Source organism: Vibrio mimicus CAIM 602 (genome assembly GCF_000338875.1).
Lineage (GTDB): Bacteria > Pseudomonadota > Gammaproteobacteria > Enterobacterales > Vibrionaceae > Vibrio > Vibrio mimicus.
This window is the reverse complement of record NZ_AOMO01000030.1, coordinates 97,696-112,419: the sequence shown is the minus strand read 5'-3', so window position 1 is coordinate 112,419 and position 14,724 is coordinate 97,696. Positions and strand designations below refer to the sequence as shown.

The following is a 14,724-nucleotide window of genomic DNA, read 5'->3' as shown; positions in this document are numbered from 1 at the left end:
CCTTTCTTTTCAAAGCCGATGCCACGCATCGGCTTTTTTGTTGAAAGGCTGAACAAATAACGGATTACCGAAAGAGCAGCAATTGCTATGTCAGGGGCAGGATGGTCTAATAACGGCAACTTTCAGCGATTTGGTAAGGCCACATGCAGCAAGAACACCAGCCAACATTTTTCTTCTTTGACTACGAGACTTGGGGAGTGAATCCCGCCAAGGATCGTCCTAGTCAATTTGCGGGTGTTCGTACCGATATGGATTTCAACATCATTGGTGAACCACTGGTGATTTACTGCCAATTACCAAATGATTACTTACCCGCTCCTGAAGCCGCGCTGATCACCGGAATTACTCCACAGAAAGCGAATAGTTTAGGCTTACCAGAGCCAGAATTTATCGCCCGTATTCACGCTGAACTCTCCACGCCAAACACCACCAGCTTAGGCTACAACAGCATTCGTTTTGATGATGAAGTGACACGCTACACCTGCTATCGAAACTTTATCGATCCGTATGCATGGAGCTGGCAACACGGCAATTCTCGATGGGATCTGCTGGATGTGATTCGTGCTTGCCATGCTCTGCGCCCTGAAGGCATCGAATGGCCAGAGAATGATGAAGGCTTTACTAGCTTTAAGTTAGAACACCTTTCTGTCGCCAACGGCATTGAACACAGTAACGCACACGATGCGATGGCTGACGTGATTGCTACCATTGAATTGGCGAAAAAGATCAAAGCCGCGCAGCCTAAGTTGTTCGACTATTTCTTCAACATGCGCCACAAACGCAAGCTGACTGAGCTGATTGATATCGTTAACCAAACCCCGCTGATGCATGTTTCTGGTATGCTTGGCCGCGAACGTCAGTACACCAGTTGGATTGTGCCGATTGCTTGGCATCCTACCAACCAAAATGCGGTCATTGTGGTGGATTTGGGTAAAGACCCTCAGCCTCTGTTTGATCTTGATGCAGAAGCGTTGCAAGCGCGTCTCTATACTCGTTATGAAGATTTAGCCCCCGATGAACTACCGGTTCCGGTGAAGTTAGTGCATCTCAACAAATGCCCTATTCTTGCTCCCGCCAAGACCCTGACCGCAGAGAATGCTGAAAAGATTGGTATTGATCGCGAGCAGTGTCTTGCTCACTTAAATGTGATTCGTCAGCATCCAGAAATTCGTGAAAAGCTGGTGACGGTATTCAGTCAAGAGCGCGAGTTTGCCAAAGAAAACAATGTGGATAGCCAATTGTATGAAGGGTTCTTTTCGCCTGCCGATCGTGCGGCGATGGAGATCATTCGCACCACGTCACCGGATAATCTTGGCAGCCTAGAGATTAAAGTGGCGGATAAACGTATCGAACCTCTGTTGTTCCGTTACCGTGCTCGCCATTACCCACATACCTTAACCGATGCCGAGCAGCGCCGCTGGGCAGCGCATTGTCGTGACTATTTTGAACGTAACCTTGAAAGCTATATGCTGAATTTGGAAAACTTAGTTCATGAACATCAGACTGACGAAAAGAAAATGGCGATTTTAAAATCCGTTTACCATTACGTTGAAAAGCTCACTCACTAACGTTTATTTTTTACTTGCTGACTTCATTAATGATCAAAAAAATAGCTCAATACTGCGTCTCCATGGGACTGATTTTTCTCTGTCTTTTGGCTGGCATCAATTTACAAACTTGGCTAGGCATTGCCATTCCCGGCAGCATCATAGGGTTACTGATCTTGTTTGGTCTGATGGCCAGTGGTTTGGTTCCTGTGGAATGGGTTAAGCCCAGCGCCACCCTCTTTATCCGCTACATGATTTTACTGTTCGTTCCCATCAGTGTGGGCTTGATGGTGCACTTCGATACTCTACTGGCTAACCTCGCACCGATTTTAGCCAGTGCTATCGGTGGCACCTTGATTGTCATGATCACACTTGGTCTGATACTGGATCGCATGCTGAAGAAGGGGAAAAATCATGTGGCTGATCATTACTCTTCTGGTGTTTTTCATGGCGCGTTGGGTTGCTCAAAAATGCAATACGCCTTTAGCCAACCCATTGTTAATCAGCATTGGCATCTTGATTCCTTTGCTGACCTACCTGAAAGTGCCTTTTGAAACCTACTACGCCGATAATGAATGGCTGAGTTATTTGCTGCAACCTGCGGTGGTCGCTCTTGCTTATCCTCTTTATGAGCAACTTCCACAAATTCGCGCTAACTGGCGCATTATCGCCTTAGCTTGTGGCGTTGGTAGCGTAATGTCGATGATCACCGCGAGTCTAATTGCGGTAGGGATGGGCGCAGATATTCCATTGGTCGCGGCATTAATGGGAAAATCGGTGACGACACCTATCGCGATGGAAGTGGCGCGTCAACTGGGTGGAGAACCCGCCATTGCTGCCATTTTAGTTCTATTGGTGGGGCTCTTCGGTGCAATACTCGCTTACCCCATCTACAAACTACTCAACATTACCCACCCGATTGCTCGTGGCTTGACGATGGGAACTGTCTCTCACGCTCTTGGCACTGCAACTTGCGCTGAGAAAGATCCGCGTGATGCGGCCTTTAGCTCACTTGCACTGGTCGTGTGCGGGGTTATTACTTCTGTTTTAGCACCGAGTTTGTTCGCGCTCGCTCTTTGGCTGCATTAATCCACTTCGAGTGATGTCACATCTCACTGGCTTGCAATCGATATCATGTGTGACGTCACTCTAATAATGAAACACAAAAATAAATTGCACCATTTAACGTGATGTTGATCACCCTATAAAATCTCGCATTACCTAAAATAGGATTCCATGCCACGAAAAGGAATCACTATGAGAAACCGTGTTGAGCAAGCATTACAACAAATGCCCGCCTCTTTTGCCCCTTACTTACGCGAATTGGTGTTGGCCAAGAATTTCGATGCTACTTTCTCTGCCGAGCAGTACCAGCAATTATTGACCCTTTCCGGACTTGAAGATGCAGACCTGCGCGTTGCGCTTTTACCGATTGCCGCCGCTTACTCTTTTGCGCCTATTTCCGAATTTTATGTAGGCGCCATTGTACGTGGTGTATCTGGCCGCCTCTATCTGGGCGCGAATATGGAATTCACTGGTGCACAGTTAGGTCAAACCGTTCATGCAGAACAGTGCGCCATTAGCCACGCTTGGATGAAAGGTGAGAAAGGCGTTGCAGACATTACCATCAACTTCAGCCCTTGCGGGCACTGCCGCCAGTTTATGAATGAACTGACTACTGCCTCTTCGCTAAAAATCCAGCTTCCAAAACGTGCAGCAAAAAGCTTGCAAGAGTATTTACCAGAATCATTTGGACCTGCCGATCTTGGTATTGATTCGGGCCTAATGAGCCCAATGGATCATGGCAAAACCAGTAGCGATGACGAAGAGTTGATTCAACAAGCACTGCGAGCCATGAACATCAGCTACTCCCCTTACACTCAAAACTTCAGTGGTGTAGCACTGAAAATGCACAGTGGCGCAGTCTACCTTGGGGCGTATGCAGAAAATGCTGCGTTTAACCCAAGCTTGCCACCGCTACAAGTTGCCCTTGCACAAGCCATGATGATGAGTGAATCGTTTGAGGAAATTGAAGCTGCCGCGCTAGTAGAAACATCTACAGGCAAAATCAGCCATCTCGCCGATACACAAGCGACACTGGAAGTGATTAACCCAGATATCCCGCTCTCCTATCTATCACTGTAAATCGAATTAAGAGGCCATCGGCCTCTTAATTTTTTGTATAGCCACTATCTTGCTAAAGATGTCGCGCGCACACTTTTCCATTGCCTGCCATGACGCGCTAAACAAAGCCTGATAATTTGATGGTTTTACACACATCTCTATCGGGCTATGTTCGAACAAATTATCGCGATTCTTTTTCCTGTCATCAGCTTGGTGCTGATTGGCTACCTGATTGGTCTCTGGCTAAAGCCCGATTTTCGCCCGATCAATCGCATCAATATGGATGCTTTCGTTCCCGCGTTGGTGTTTTCCTCACTAGTCAACATGCCGCTGGATACACAGCAGACACCCCTGCTAATCTCAGCTCTCGTTGCCGTATTGTTGCCTGGCGTATTGATGCTAGGAGTGTGTCGTTTCGGCGGATGGTCATTTAAAACATGGGCTCCGCTACACATGTTTCGCAACAGTGGCAATTTAGCGATTCCCCTTTTTACCTATGCTTTTGGCGAAAGCGCACTCCCCTCAGCCGTCTTGCTGTTTGTGGTCTCAATGTGTCTGCACATTAGCTTAGGCGTCGCCATGCTGAGCAAAGGTAACGTGTTAAAAACCGTGCTGAGTGCACCTGTTTTTCTGGCGTCGTTACTTGCCATGATTCTTAATCTCAGCGGTATATCCGTCTGGTCACCACTGTATAACGCCACCTCTTTACTCGGACAAGCCGCCGTCCCTGTAATGTTGCTTTCACTCGGCTCGCAGATGATTAATCTGCGCTTAGATGGCCTGAAAGTGGGCATCATTTCTACTGTGCAATCTTTGCTTACTGGCGCTTGTGCATTTGCAGTGATTTACTTTTTCATTCCACTGCCACCTCTACAACTGCAAATGATGGTGCTGTTTACCATGCTGCCACCTGCGGTGATGAACTACCTCTTTGCCGAACGCTACCACATAGAACCGGCTCAGGTTGCCGCTATGGTGCTATTTGGGAATTTCTTCAGCTTATTGAGCCTACCCATTTTGCTCTTTATCGCCCTCTCTCTGTGATGGACATTCTCCACAAAACTGTCATCAACTTGACCCAAACATGAGCTAATCTGACTGGTTACAGCGGGAAGCAAACGTTTTCTTTTCTGCTTTGTTCCAGTATCATGGCCGCTGTTTTTTGCTAATGTTGACTGATTTACTATAAGGATTGTCTATGTTTGGGACAGCAACTCGGGATAACGCAACACGAGTACTTTTGCTTGGCTCTGGTGAACTCGGTAAAGAAGTGGCGATTGAATGCCAACGCCTTGGCCTTGAAGTGATCGCCTGTGATCGTTACGCCGATGCACCTGCCATGCAGGTCGCCCATCGCAGCCATGTATTTGATATGCTTGATGCCGATGCATTACAACAAGTCATTGATTTAGAAAAACCTCATTTTGTCGTACCCGAAATTGAAGCGATTGCCACGAGCAAATTGGTCGAGTTAGAAGCACAAGGCTTAAATGTCGTTCCTACCGCGAATGCCACTCGCCTGACTATGAACCGTGAAGGCATTCGTCGACTCGCGGCGGAAGAGTTGGGTCTGCCGACTTCCCATTATCAATTCGCGGATAGCTACGAAAGCTTTGCCGCAGCAGTAGAAACCATTGGTCTACCTTGTGTTTGTAAGCCAGTCATGAGCTCATCAGGCAAAGGACAAAGTGTTATTCGCACCCCAGAACAAATTGAAGCAGCGTGGCAGTACGCTCAGCAAGGCGGGCGCAGTGGCGCAGGCCGTGTGATTGTTGAAGGCTTTGTCGACTTTGATTACGAGATCACGCTGCTGACAGTGCGTGCCGTAGATGGTGTTCATTTCTGTGCACCTATCGGTCATCGTCAAGAAGATGGAGACTACCGTGAGTCATGGCAACCACAAGTGATGTCGGAAAATGCCATCAAAGCCGCTGAATACGTAGCAGAACAAGTCGTCAATGCTCTCGGTGGTTATGGCTTGTTTGGCGTTGAACTGTTTGTGAAAGGCGATAAAGTCATCTTCAACGAAGTCTCTCCTCGCCCACACGATACCGGAATGGTCACGCTGATTTCCCAAGAACTGTCTGAGTTCGCCCTGCATGTGCGCGCGTTTACTGGTCTGCCTATTGGCCAAATTGTGCAATATGGACCATCAGCCTCAGCCGCGATTCTTGGCCAAGGCCAGTCTCAAAACATTCAATTTAGTGGGTTGGACGACGCATTAAGCATTCCTCACACGCAAGTGCGTTTGTTTGGAAAACCGGACATCGCTGGTCGTCGCCGTTTGGGTGTTGCGCTAAGCCGTGGCAAAACCACACAGGAAGCCACTGATCGTGCGATTGAATGTGCGAAAGCAGTGAAGATCCATTACTAATTCAGCCCCCTATCGTTATCAGCACCATCAAAAAGCGCGCTATTTCAGCGCGCTTTTTTCATTTCTACTTAGTGACGGTCATGGAGTAAAAGTCACTCGCCTTTCTCAATCACCCAAACCTCTTCCGCAAACGACTCAAACCCGCTGTAGTTCGCTTATTCAGATGTGGATCGATAGTCGTATCTTGATAAACCCGTCGTACCTCGCAATGAGCAAACAACATACGAATTTCCGATTCAGGAACCGAGAATGGTGGCCCCGGCAGCTCAGTTTGCACGTAGTCCATACTGACCAGTAGAACCCGTCCACCCGGTTTAAGCAGTTGCAGTAAACGCTGCGCGTAGTCTGAACGCATTTCTTTGGGTAATGCCACTAGCGCTGCGCGATCATAAATCAAATCTACAGATTCAACGGGAGCCGTGAAAAAATCGCCGGTAAAAATCGCCAGCTCATCAAACTGATACAACTCATGTTGCGCGTTGAGTCGGGTCACCGTCGGGGTATAAAAATGCTCGGCAAAGAAAGAACGTACCGCAATTTGGCTCAGCTCAACCCCTTGAACACTGTCATGCTGATTAGCAAGCCATACTAGATCTTCACTCTTACCACACAAAGGCACTAGCACTTTATCATCACGTTTAGGTGCTGTTTCAGACCAAAAACGAATCAGTAACGGATTCACATCTTCCAGATGAAAACCAATCTGGTTAGCCGCCCATTTGTTATGCCAGAACTCAGGATCTCGCATCTCTTACTCCTCTCTTTTTGTTATCGCCAAGAGTAACGGATCTGCCTGAGTTGCGGTAGCACGAATTTAGCCCCATCGTTCTAGTCAACGTTGTTACATTTGTTTACTCCTAGTGATGGAACTCTGCCTAAAAGGGACAGTCTGAATCTATGCCTATGTTATGTGATGGATAACAAATTCTTACAAATGGAAGTGGGAATTCGATTGGAAACGGTACTCATCGACCCAATTGATCATAGTGAGCGGAAATTGAACACATTGAACAAACTTTAATTGCACTGTCAGGAAACGCCTTCTAGGTCCACTTTTTGACCCAACAGCGCAAGCTAAGGAGAGTGAATGAGTCTATTGCTACGTACAACGGCACTAATGCTATTGCTGTTGAGCCGTGCTCCCGTTTTGGCGGCTATACCATTAACCTCAAACTCAACTGAAGATAACCGCGAAGAGTCCCAACAAAATGAAGTCAGCTCTAAGCTATTTCGCCATAGCTTAAGTGGTTTGTACGGCATCTCTAGCCAGAATTATCCCGTCACCCAGCCTTACCAAGATTTTGATGTGCTGTACAGCAAAGCGCATCAAGCTCAGATCGAATTAGAGACTTTGTGTAAGAGCACTGCCCTACTTACAGATACTCAAGCTTATTTCGCTGGAGCCAAATCACACCAACGTGCATTAGAAAAAGTGGCTTTGGAATTAGATGGGCAAGCAGAACGCATTACGGATTTAGCGCGAGCGACTATCGTAGCGAATGATGTAGCAAGCCTTGTGACCGCCTACGAGACGCTGAACCGAGAAGCGACGATTGTTAAAGTCAAAAATCGCTTTAAGAATCCGGCTGAATCGGGTTATCGCGATCTCAACGTTTTGGTTCAACTCCCTAAAACGAAAATCATCGCCGAAGTTCAGTTTCATTTAGCGGCTATTGCAGAAGTAAAAAGTGGCGCAGAGCATGAGCTATACGAACAGATTCAAAACATTGAGCGCACCGCTCACCAAGAGCAGCGTGATTTAACAGAATGGGAACATGCCCAGATTGCAAAGATGCGCTCAACCTCACGTGATCTCTACCAGCAGGCTTGGCAGCCATACATCACCACGCATATTCAAGCGGCATAAAAGATATAGGCGCAGCCTCTCGAAGTTTCAGGTTGCGCTTCCTCATTAAAATGAAGAGACAAAAGCAAAAAGACCACGCTTTCGGGCGTGGTCTATTGCTCGGTCTTATTTTTCGACTTTGATGTTCTCGACACGGGCTTTCAATTTTTGCCCTGGGCGGAACGTTACGACACGTCGAGCGGTAATAGGAATATCCTCACCAGTTTTTGGGTTTCGACCCGGACGTTCATTTTTATCTCGTAGGTCAAAGTTACCAAAACCGGAGAGTTTTACCTGTTCGCCACTTTCCAGTGCTTTACGAATTTCTTCAAAAAACACTTCAACCGTATCCTTGGCATCCCGCTTGCTCATGCCGAGCCTTTCGAACAGGGCTTCAGCCAATTCGGCCTTTGTGAGCGCCATAAAACTTCCCTCAAAGCTAAGTTAAACCTTGCTGCTGGTTGGCAGCGCCAAAGCAATTTTTGTTCGACCAATCAATAACCTAACCGCCGAACAGTGAAAGTGTATGCCAACCTTCTGATTTTCGCCAACTTTTTTATTACTCACTAAGCGATTCAAAACGTTACGATTTACATCTCTTTCAAAAAATCACTTGCTCTCTCTTGAATCACAAGAGGAAAAAAATCTGAAATTTTAGTTATTTACATCATTGTCACTAAAATGAATTTCAGACCCTCATCACTATTTAGCGTAGATAATTTTTTTCGATACGCCAAAAATTTTTTTCTTAGTTTCATCTAAAAATCAGAGAGTTGTTGGCCTAGTTCCACATTGTAGCGATAAAAGAACAGGCTCCAAGGAGCCTGTTATCATCTTGCTTGAAGCGAACTTGCCTCAGGCTTAGTCGCGCAGAGCCGCACCATACTGGGCAGACACAGCTTGAACAATCGCCTCTACCGCAGCAGCGATATCAGCTTCTTCAAGAGTGCGTTCAACCGATTGAAGAGTCAGCGCAATAGCTAGGCTCTTCTTACCTTCTTCAACGCCTTTACCCACGTAAACGTCGAACAGTTTCGCGTCTTTCAACAACTCACCGCCCGCAACACGGCATGCCTCAACGATTTCGCCAGAAGCGATGTTGCCATCAACCACTAACGCGATATCACGACGGTTTGCTGGGAACTTAGAAATCGCTGCTGCTTCAGGGATCACACGAGTATTGATCGCATTCCACTCGATCTCGAACACGATAGTGCGGCCATTGAGGCCAAACTTACGCTCGAGTTCAGGGTGAACAGTACCGATCACACCAATCTCTTTGCCATCAACAATAATCGCTGCGGCTTGACCTGGATGCAGTGCTGGATGCTTAGTTGCTGCGAAGCTATAGGCTTTGCCTTTTGCTGTCAGTTCAAGAACCGCTTCCAGATCGCCCTTCATATCGAAGAAATCAACCGTCGCGGTTTCCATGTTCCAGTGCTCTTCACCACGAGCGCCAGAAATCACACCCGCCAACATTGGCTCTTGGCGCATACCGTTTTCTGCTGCTGCATCAGGGATGAAGCGCAGACCGTATTCAAACAAACGAACACGAGGTTGCTGACGCTTTTGGTTGTGAACTACAGTGTTCAGCAGACCTTGGATCAAGCTCAAACGCATCGCCGACATTTCAGCTGAAATTGGGTTTGGCAGGATTAGCGCATCAACGCCCGGTACAACCAGTTTTTGCTGCTCAGGCTCAACGAAGCTGTAAGTAATCGCTTCATGGTAACCACGGTCAACCAGCAGATCGCGAACACGCTTCAGTGGTAGTTTCGCTTCGTTATGCAGATTCATGTTCAACGCTGCCACTGGCGCTTGGTTAGGAATGTTGTTGTAACCGTAGATGCGGCCTACTTCTTCCACCAAATCTTGCTCGATAGCAATATCAAAACGCCATGTTGGCGCAGTCGCTTGCCAGCCTTCTGCGGTAGTCGCCACTTGCATGCCCAGACGCTCAAGAATTTCTACCACATCCGCATCAGGAATCGCATGACCCAGCAACTTGTCGAGTTTGCTACGACGCAGCACCACTTGGTTTGGTTTTGGTAAATCGGCGGCTGATTCTGCTGCTACCACTGGTGCAACTTCACCACCACAGATCTCAACCAGTAGCTGTGTCGCGCGCTCCATAGCTGCGTGTTGCAGAGCATAGTCCACACCACGCTCAAAACGCATTGAAGAATCCGTATGCAGGCCGTAGCTACGTGCACGACCACGAATGTGGTCTGGCGCGAAGAAAGCACACTCTAGCAATACATCTTTAGTGTCAGTGCTTACACCAGAATGTTCACCACCAAACACACCGGCAATCGCCAGCGCTTTTTGTTGATCCGCAATCACTAGCGTATCTGCGTTCAGTTTTGCTTCTGAACCATCAAGTAGAGTCAGTTTTTCATCTTGCTCAGCCAGACGAACGACGATTCCGCCTTCAATCTTCGCCAGATCAAACGCGTGCATCGGCTGACCTTGTTCCAGCATCACGAAGTTAGTGATATCAACCACCGGATCGATAGAGCGGATACCACAACGACGCAGTTTTTCTTGCATCCACAATGGAGTTTGCGCTTGAACGTTCACGTTCTTCACGATACGACCAAGGTAACGTGGACACGCCGCTGGCGCTTTCACGTCAATTGAAATCGTATCATTGATGGTTGCTGCAATCGCATTCACCGCAGGCGCTGTCACGTCCGCACGGTTCAGTACGCCCACTTCACGAGCCAGACCACGGATGCTGAAACAGTCCGCGCGGTTAGACGTCAAATCCACATCGATAGTCACATCGTTCAGTGACAGAAAATCGCGGAAATCCATACCAATCGGTGCGTTTTCAGCCAGTTCCATAATGCCGTTCGATTCAACATCGATACCCAGCTCAGAGAACGAACAAAGCATGCCGTGTGAAGGCTGGCCACGCAGTTTGGCTTTCTTAATTTTGAAATCGCCTGGCAGCGTCGCGCCTACGGTTGCAACCGCAACTTTCAGACCTTGACGACAGTTGGCTGCACCACACACGATGTCCAGAAGCTCTTCTTCGCCCACATCGACTTTGGTAACGCGCAGTTTGTCGGCATCAGGGTGTTGAGCACACTCAACCACGTGACCCACTTTTACGCCGTCGAACACACCAGCTACTGCCAGTACGTCATCCACTTCCAGACCCGCCATTGTAATTTGGTGAGTTAATTCGTCAGTGGTAATTGCCGGGTTAACCCACTCACGAAGCCATGATTCGCTGAATTTCATTGTATATACCTCTTTGGGACCCTGAATTACTTGAACTGTTTTAGGAAACGCAGATCGTTTTCGAAGAATGCACGCAGGTCATTCACGCCGTAGCGGAGCATGGTTAAACGCTCAACGCCCATACCAAACGCGAAGCCTGAGTATTTCTCAGGGTCAATACCTACGCTGCGCAGAACATTTGGGTGCACCATACCGCAGCCTAGCACTTCTAGCCATTTGCCGTTTTTGCCTTTTACATCCACTTCTGCTGAAGGCTCAGTGAACGGGAAGTAAGAAGGACGGAAACGCACTTCAAGATCTTCTTCGAAGAAGTTACACAGGAAGTCATGCAGAATGCCTTTCAGCTGTGCGAAGTTAACGTTTTCATCAACCAGCATACCTTCCACTTGGTGGAACATTGGAGTATGCGTTTGGTCGTAGTCGTTACGGTAAACACGGCCCGGCGCGATGAAACGCAGTGGCGGCTGACGCTCTTCCATAGTACGGATTTGCACGCCAGAGGTGTGAGTACGCAACATCAGCTTCGGATTGAAGAAGAAAGTATCGTGATCAGTACGCGCAGGGTGATCCGCTGCAATGTTCAGAGCATCGAAGTTATGGAAATCATCTTCGATTTCAGGGCCAGACTCTACAGTAAAGCCAAGCTCACCAAAGAAGCTTTCAATACGTTCGATAGTACGGGTCACTGGGTGCAAGCCACCATTTTCGATGCGACGACCAGGTAGAGTCACGTCGATAGTTTCTGCAGCCAACTTGGCTTCCAGCTCAGCGCTTTGCAGCGCATCTTTGCGCTCAGCCAGCGCTTTTTGCACCGCTTCTTTCGCAACGTTAATTTCTTGGCCAGCAGCACGGCGCTCTTCCGGCGGTAGCTTACCTAAGCTTTGCAGTTGAACCGTCAGTTCACCTTTTTTGCCCAGATACTGAACACGCACTTCATCCAGTGCGACCAGCGACTCTGCAGCGTTAATCGCCGCGGTCGCATTAGCAATAATCTCTTGTAGATGTTGCATCGTTTCCTCGTCTGCCAATCAGCAGTTTCCTTTAGGAGCCCGAGTAGGTTTCTTTGGGAGTCGCAAGACCGCCAATAGTGTCACCGTAAGGGATTCTTGGGGTTTTCAAATAGCTGTACATAGTACCGAAAGCCAGGATTAAAGCCAAATTGAAATCCACCGTGTATGCATTATTGGTGCATTATTCATGCACTTGAAAAGCACTTAGCCAAGGCGCATTGATTGACAACTCATTTGGGCGTGTTAAAAAACAGCCATCGTCGTCATAAAACCAATCACAAGGAATCTCAATGACACTGGAAATTGTCCCCATTCAACCTGAATTTGATGCTGCTATTTGCCAGATTATCCAAACCGTTGGCGCTGAGTTTGGTGCCATTGGTGAAGGTTTTGGCCCTTCGGATGCCGAAGTGCTTGCCATGAGTCAGCATTATCGAGAACAAGATCGCAGCGCGTATTTTGTTGCAATTTTGGACGGCGAAGTGGTTGGCGGTGGCGGTATTGCACCTTTTGCTCACCATGCGGATTTGTGTGAACTGAAAAAACTATTTCTACTCCCTACAAGCCGTGGGCATGGTGTGGGCAAAGCCCTCAGTGAACGTTGTTTAACTTTTGCAAAGCAGCAAGGCTATTCAGGATGTTATTTGGATACACTCACTAACATGACTCAAGCCATTAAACTCTATCAGCAGCTTGGTTTTGAGCACCTACCTCACCCCATGCCCGGAACTGAACATAACGGTTGTGATGTGTGGATGCTCAAATCGCTTGTCTAGGCTGGAGGATTAAAAGCACAGACACGATTTTTCCCATTATTTTTGGCAAGGTAAACTGCCTGATCGGCCGCTCGCAATAATTCATGGTGATCCTTCATGTTCGGGTCGAATTCTGCGACCCCCATACTGACGCTGCCTTGCCAATGGATCCCTTCGACTGGTATCTCCAATAATTCAACTTCATCGCAAACATGTTCAGCAATATGTACCCCGCTAACAGCATCCGTATTAGGGCAAATGGCTAGAAACTCATCCCCCCCTAATCGGCATACAAGATCATCATTGCGAAAATGATCTTTCAACGCATGAGCAATGATAGTGAGTACCTTATCGCCGATGTCATGCCCATAGCTATCGTTCACTTCTTTGAAACCATCCACATCGATCATGACACAAACAAAAGGTTTTTTTTGTTCTCTGGCAAGGTTCCAATGTAGTGCTAATTGATGCATCGCTTTGCGGCGATTTGGCAACCCAGTCAGGCTATCCGTTAGCGAAAGCGCTTCCAGCTGTCGGTTGGCTTGATAGAGCTGTTTTGTACGCTCAATCACCTTTTCCTCAAGCGATTGGTTCAACTTCACCAACTCACGGTTTCGCTCAGAAACTTGATCAAAAAGCGCATTCAAAGCGTTCAGTAACGGCTCTGTCGCGGCATTTTTTTCACGTTCTTCTTTCGCATAGGCTTCTTTCGCGCTCATCCCCGAACGAATAGCCATCACCTGCCGCGCCATATTCTGATCCATGCCAAGAATGTGGTAAGCCAACCAGTGAGTAAGAAACTCCAGTAATTGGACAGCGGATCGGTCATCAACATCATGAATGAAGGCTTGCATGCTAAAAACTTCTGACATAAAGGAACGATGTACTTGGATATGTTGTTCTAGATGCAGCGGCGAAATACCGACTTCGCGCATCAGTTTTTCTTCTTCTTTAAAATGGTATTCAGAATAACGAGATAACTCGAACAGTGCTAAACGTATCTCATCCAGCGACACATGGTTCTCAGCCAATAAAGAGCTATAGCGGTTGACGATATTCACTAGATACTGATGCTGCTCATCAACCTCATCAATCCCTGTTTCAAAAAATTTGTCCCATTGAAAAGATTCCATTATCTCGACCATACCCTTAATGGATGATTTCAAATCAACCATTTTCCATATTAATACTGTGGAAATTGTACATGCAAAGAGAGGAATTCGCGTGACGTGTAGCACAAAAATCAGGATCATTGAGCAGATGCTAATGCAAATACGTGCATTAGAACTCAGATTAAGAATGATAAAACTATTGTAGATAGATAAAGAAAAACCCTGCTCAATGAGCAGGGTTTCTTATTTGGAGCGACACACGAGGTTCGAACTCGTGACCTCAACCTTGGCAAGGTTGCGCTCTACCAACTGAGCTAGTGTCGCGAAATGGAGATGGTGCCCCGGGCCGGACTTGAACCGGCACGACTCGAAAGTCGAGGGATTTTAAATCCCTTGTGTCTACCGATTTCACCACCAGGGCACGCAAAATCTTTGCGATGGAAGACACCATCTTTTGATACCGCTTAACGCCATATCATTAAATTTGGAGCGACACACGAGGTTCGAACTCGTGACCTCAACCTTGGCAAGGTTGCGCTCTACCAACTGAGCTAGTGTCGCAATGGAGGCGCGTCCCGGAGTCGAACCGAGGTCCACGGATTTGCAATCCGCTGCATGGCCACTCTGCCAACGCGCCTCTGTAACTTCAGACCCTCACTTGTTTCGATGACTGCCTGACTACGGGAATGCATTCTACGCATTCGAGT

12 protein-coding genes, 4 tRNA genes and 1 pseudogene are annotated in these 14,724 nt (G+C 47.6%); 8 read left to right on the top strand and 9 right to left on the bottom strand.

Annotated features, from left to right (window positions below; genetic code table 11):
• The first annotated feature begins 143 nt into the window (after positions 1-143).
• From sbcB to purT, 6 genes and pseudogenes are all read left to right on the top strand, one after another.
• On the top strand, positions 144-1,568 hold the full coding sequence (gene sbcB, locus D908_RS09555; protein WP_005524544.1) for an exodeoxyribonuclease I: 1,425 nt from the start codon (positions 144-146) through the stop codon (positions 1,566-1,568).
• A 29-nt stretch (positions 1,569-1,597) separates the two neighbouring features.
• Positions 1,598-1,957 (top strand): annotated as a pseudogene (locus D908_RS0119385) (CidA/LrgA family protein); the annotation flags it as partial.
• A 4-nt stretch (positions 1,958-1,961) separates the two neighbouring features.
• Positions 1,962-2,636 carry an LrgB family protein gene (locus tag D908_RS09560; RefSeq protein WP_000266248.1) on the top strand — a complete coding sequence of 225 codons (675 nt, stop codon included), beginning with the start codon at positions 1,962-1,964 and terminating at the stop codon, positions 2,634-2,636.
• 168 nt (positions 2,637-2,804) lie between these two features.
• Positions 2,805-3,692, top strand: coding sequence for a cytidine deaminase (gene cdd / locus D908_RS09565; RefSeq protein ID WP_001246050.1), 888 nt, complete (start codon positions 2,805-2,807; stop codon positions 3,690-3,692).
• Positions 3,693-3,839: 147 nt separating this feature from the next.
• Complete coding sequence (locus D908_RS09570; RefSeq protein ID WP_000462863.1) at positions 3,840-4,715, top strand: AEC family transporter; 876 nt, start codon at positions 3,840-3,842, stop codon at positions 4,713-4,715.
• A gap of 154 nt (positions 4,716-4,869) precedes the next feature.
• A complete protein-coding gene (gene purT, locus D908_RS09575) occupies positions 4,870-6,045 on the top strand; it encodes a phosphoribosylglycinamide formyltransferase 2 (protein WP_000468089.1) in 1,176 nt (391 codons plus the stop codon).
• Between the two features lie 109 nt (positions 6,046-6,154).
• Here the strand turns inward: purT and D908_RS09580 are convergent, their stop codons facing one another.
• Entirely contained in the window at positions 6,155-6,793 is a 639-nt protein-coding gene (locus tag D908_RS09580) for a thiopurine S-methyltransferase (RefSeq protein WP_005524529.1), read from the bottom strand.
• Between the two features lie 339 nt (positions 6,794-7,132).
• On the opposite strand from D908_RS09580, the gene D908_RS09585 reads away from it, so the two are divergent.
• On the top strand, positions 7,133-7,912 hold the full coding sequence (locus tag D908_RS09585) for a nucleotidyltransferase family protein (protein WP_000054947.1): 780 nt from the start codon (positions 7,133-7,135) through the stop codon (positions 7,910-7,912).
• A 105-nt stretch (positions 7,913-8,017) separates the two neighbouring features.
• Here D908_RS09585 and ihfA read toward each other — a convergent pair whose 3' ends face one another.
• The 3 genes from ihfA to pheS all read right to left on the bottom strand — a co-directional run bounded on the left by ihfA (position 8,018) and on the right by pheS (position 12,150).
• The gene (gene ihfA, locus D908_RS09590; protein WP_005524520.1) at positions 8,018-8,314 is read right to left on the bottom strand and encodes an integration host factor subunit alpha; all 297 of its coding nucleotides are present in this window, start codon (positions 8,312-8,314) and stop codon (positions 8,018-8,020) included.
• 438 nt (positions 8,315-8,752) lie between these two features.
• Positions 8,753-11,140: a phenylalanine--tRNA ligase subunit beta gene (pheT, locus tag D908_RS09595; protein WP_005524519.1), complete on the bottom strand. Its 2,388-nt coding sequence runs from the start codon at positions 11,138-11,140 to the stop codon at positions 8,753-8,755.
• Between the two features lie 26 nt (positions 11,141-11,166).
• Positions 11,167-12,150 (bottom strand): phenylalanine--tRNA ligase subunit alpha, encoded by a 984-nt coding sequence (pheS, locus tag D908_RS09600; protein ID WP_001164213.1) that lies wholly within the window; start codon positions 12,148-12,150, stop codon positions 11,167-11,169.
• Positions 12,151-12,440: 290 nt separating this feature from the next.
• Between pheS and D908_RS09605 the strand changes: the two genes are divergently transcribed.
• Positions 12,441-12,926 carry a GNAT family N-acetyltransferase gene (locus tag D908_RS09605; protein ID WP_005524507.1) on the top strand — a complete coding sequence of 162 codons (486 nt, stop codon included), beginning with the start codon at positions 12,441-12,443 and terminating at the stop codon, positions 12,924-12,926.
• Here the strand turns inward: D908_RS09605 and D908_RS09610 are convergent.
• The 5 genes from D908_RS09610 to D908_RS09630 all read right to left on the bottom strand — a co-directional run bounded on the left by D908_RS09610 (position 12,923) and on the right by D908_RS09630 (position 14,654).
• Positions 12,923-14,038: a GGDEF domain-containing protein gene (locus tag D908_RS09610; RefSeq protein ID WP_005524506.1), complete on the bottom strand. Its 1,116-nt coding sequence runs from the start codon at positions 14,036-14,038 to the stop codon at positions 12,923-12,925. The two genes, D908_RS09605 and D908_RS09610, sit on opposite strands and share 4 nt — an antisense overlap.
• A gap of 227 nt (positions 14,039-14,265) precedes the next feature.
• Positions 14,266-14,341: transfer RNA gene (locus tag D908_RS09615), tRNA-Gly, on the bottom strand.
• Between the two features lie 10 nt (positions 14,342-14,351).
• Positions 14,352-14,438 (bottom strand) — tRNA-Leu (locus tag D908_RS09620).
• Between the two features lie 64 nt (positions 14,439-14,502).
• Positions 14,503-14,578: transfer RNA gene (locus D908_RS09625), tRNA-Gly, on the bottom strand.
• A gap of 2 nt (positions 14,579-14,580) precedes the next feature.
• Positions 14,581-14,654: transfer RNA gene (locus tag D908_RS09630), tRNA-Cys, on the bottom strand.
• Between the last annotated feature and the right edge of the window lie 70 nt (positions 14,655-14,724).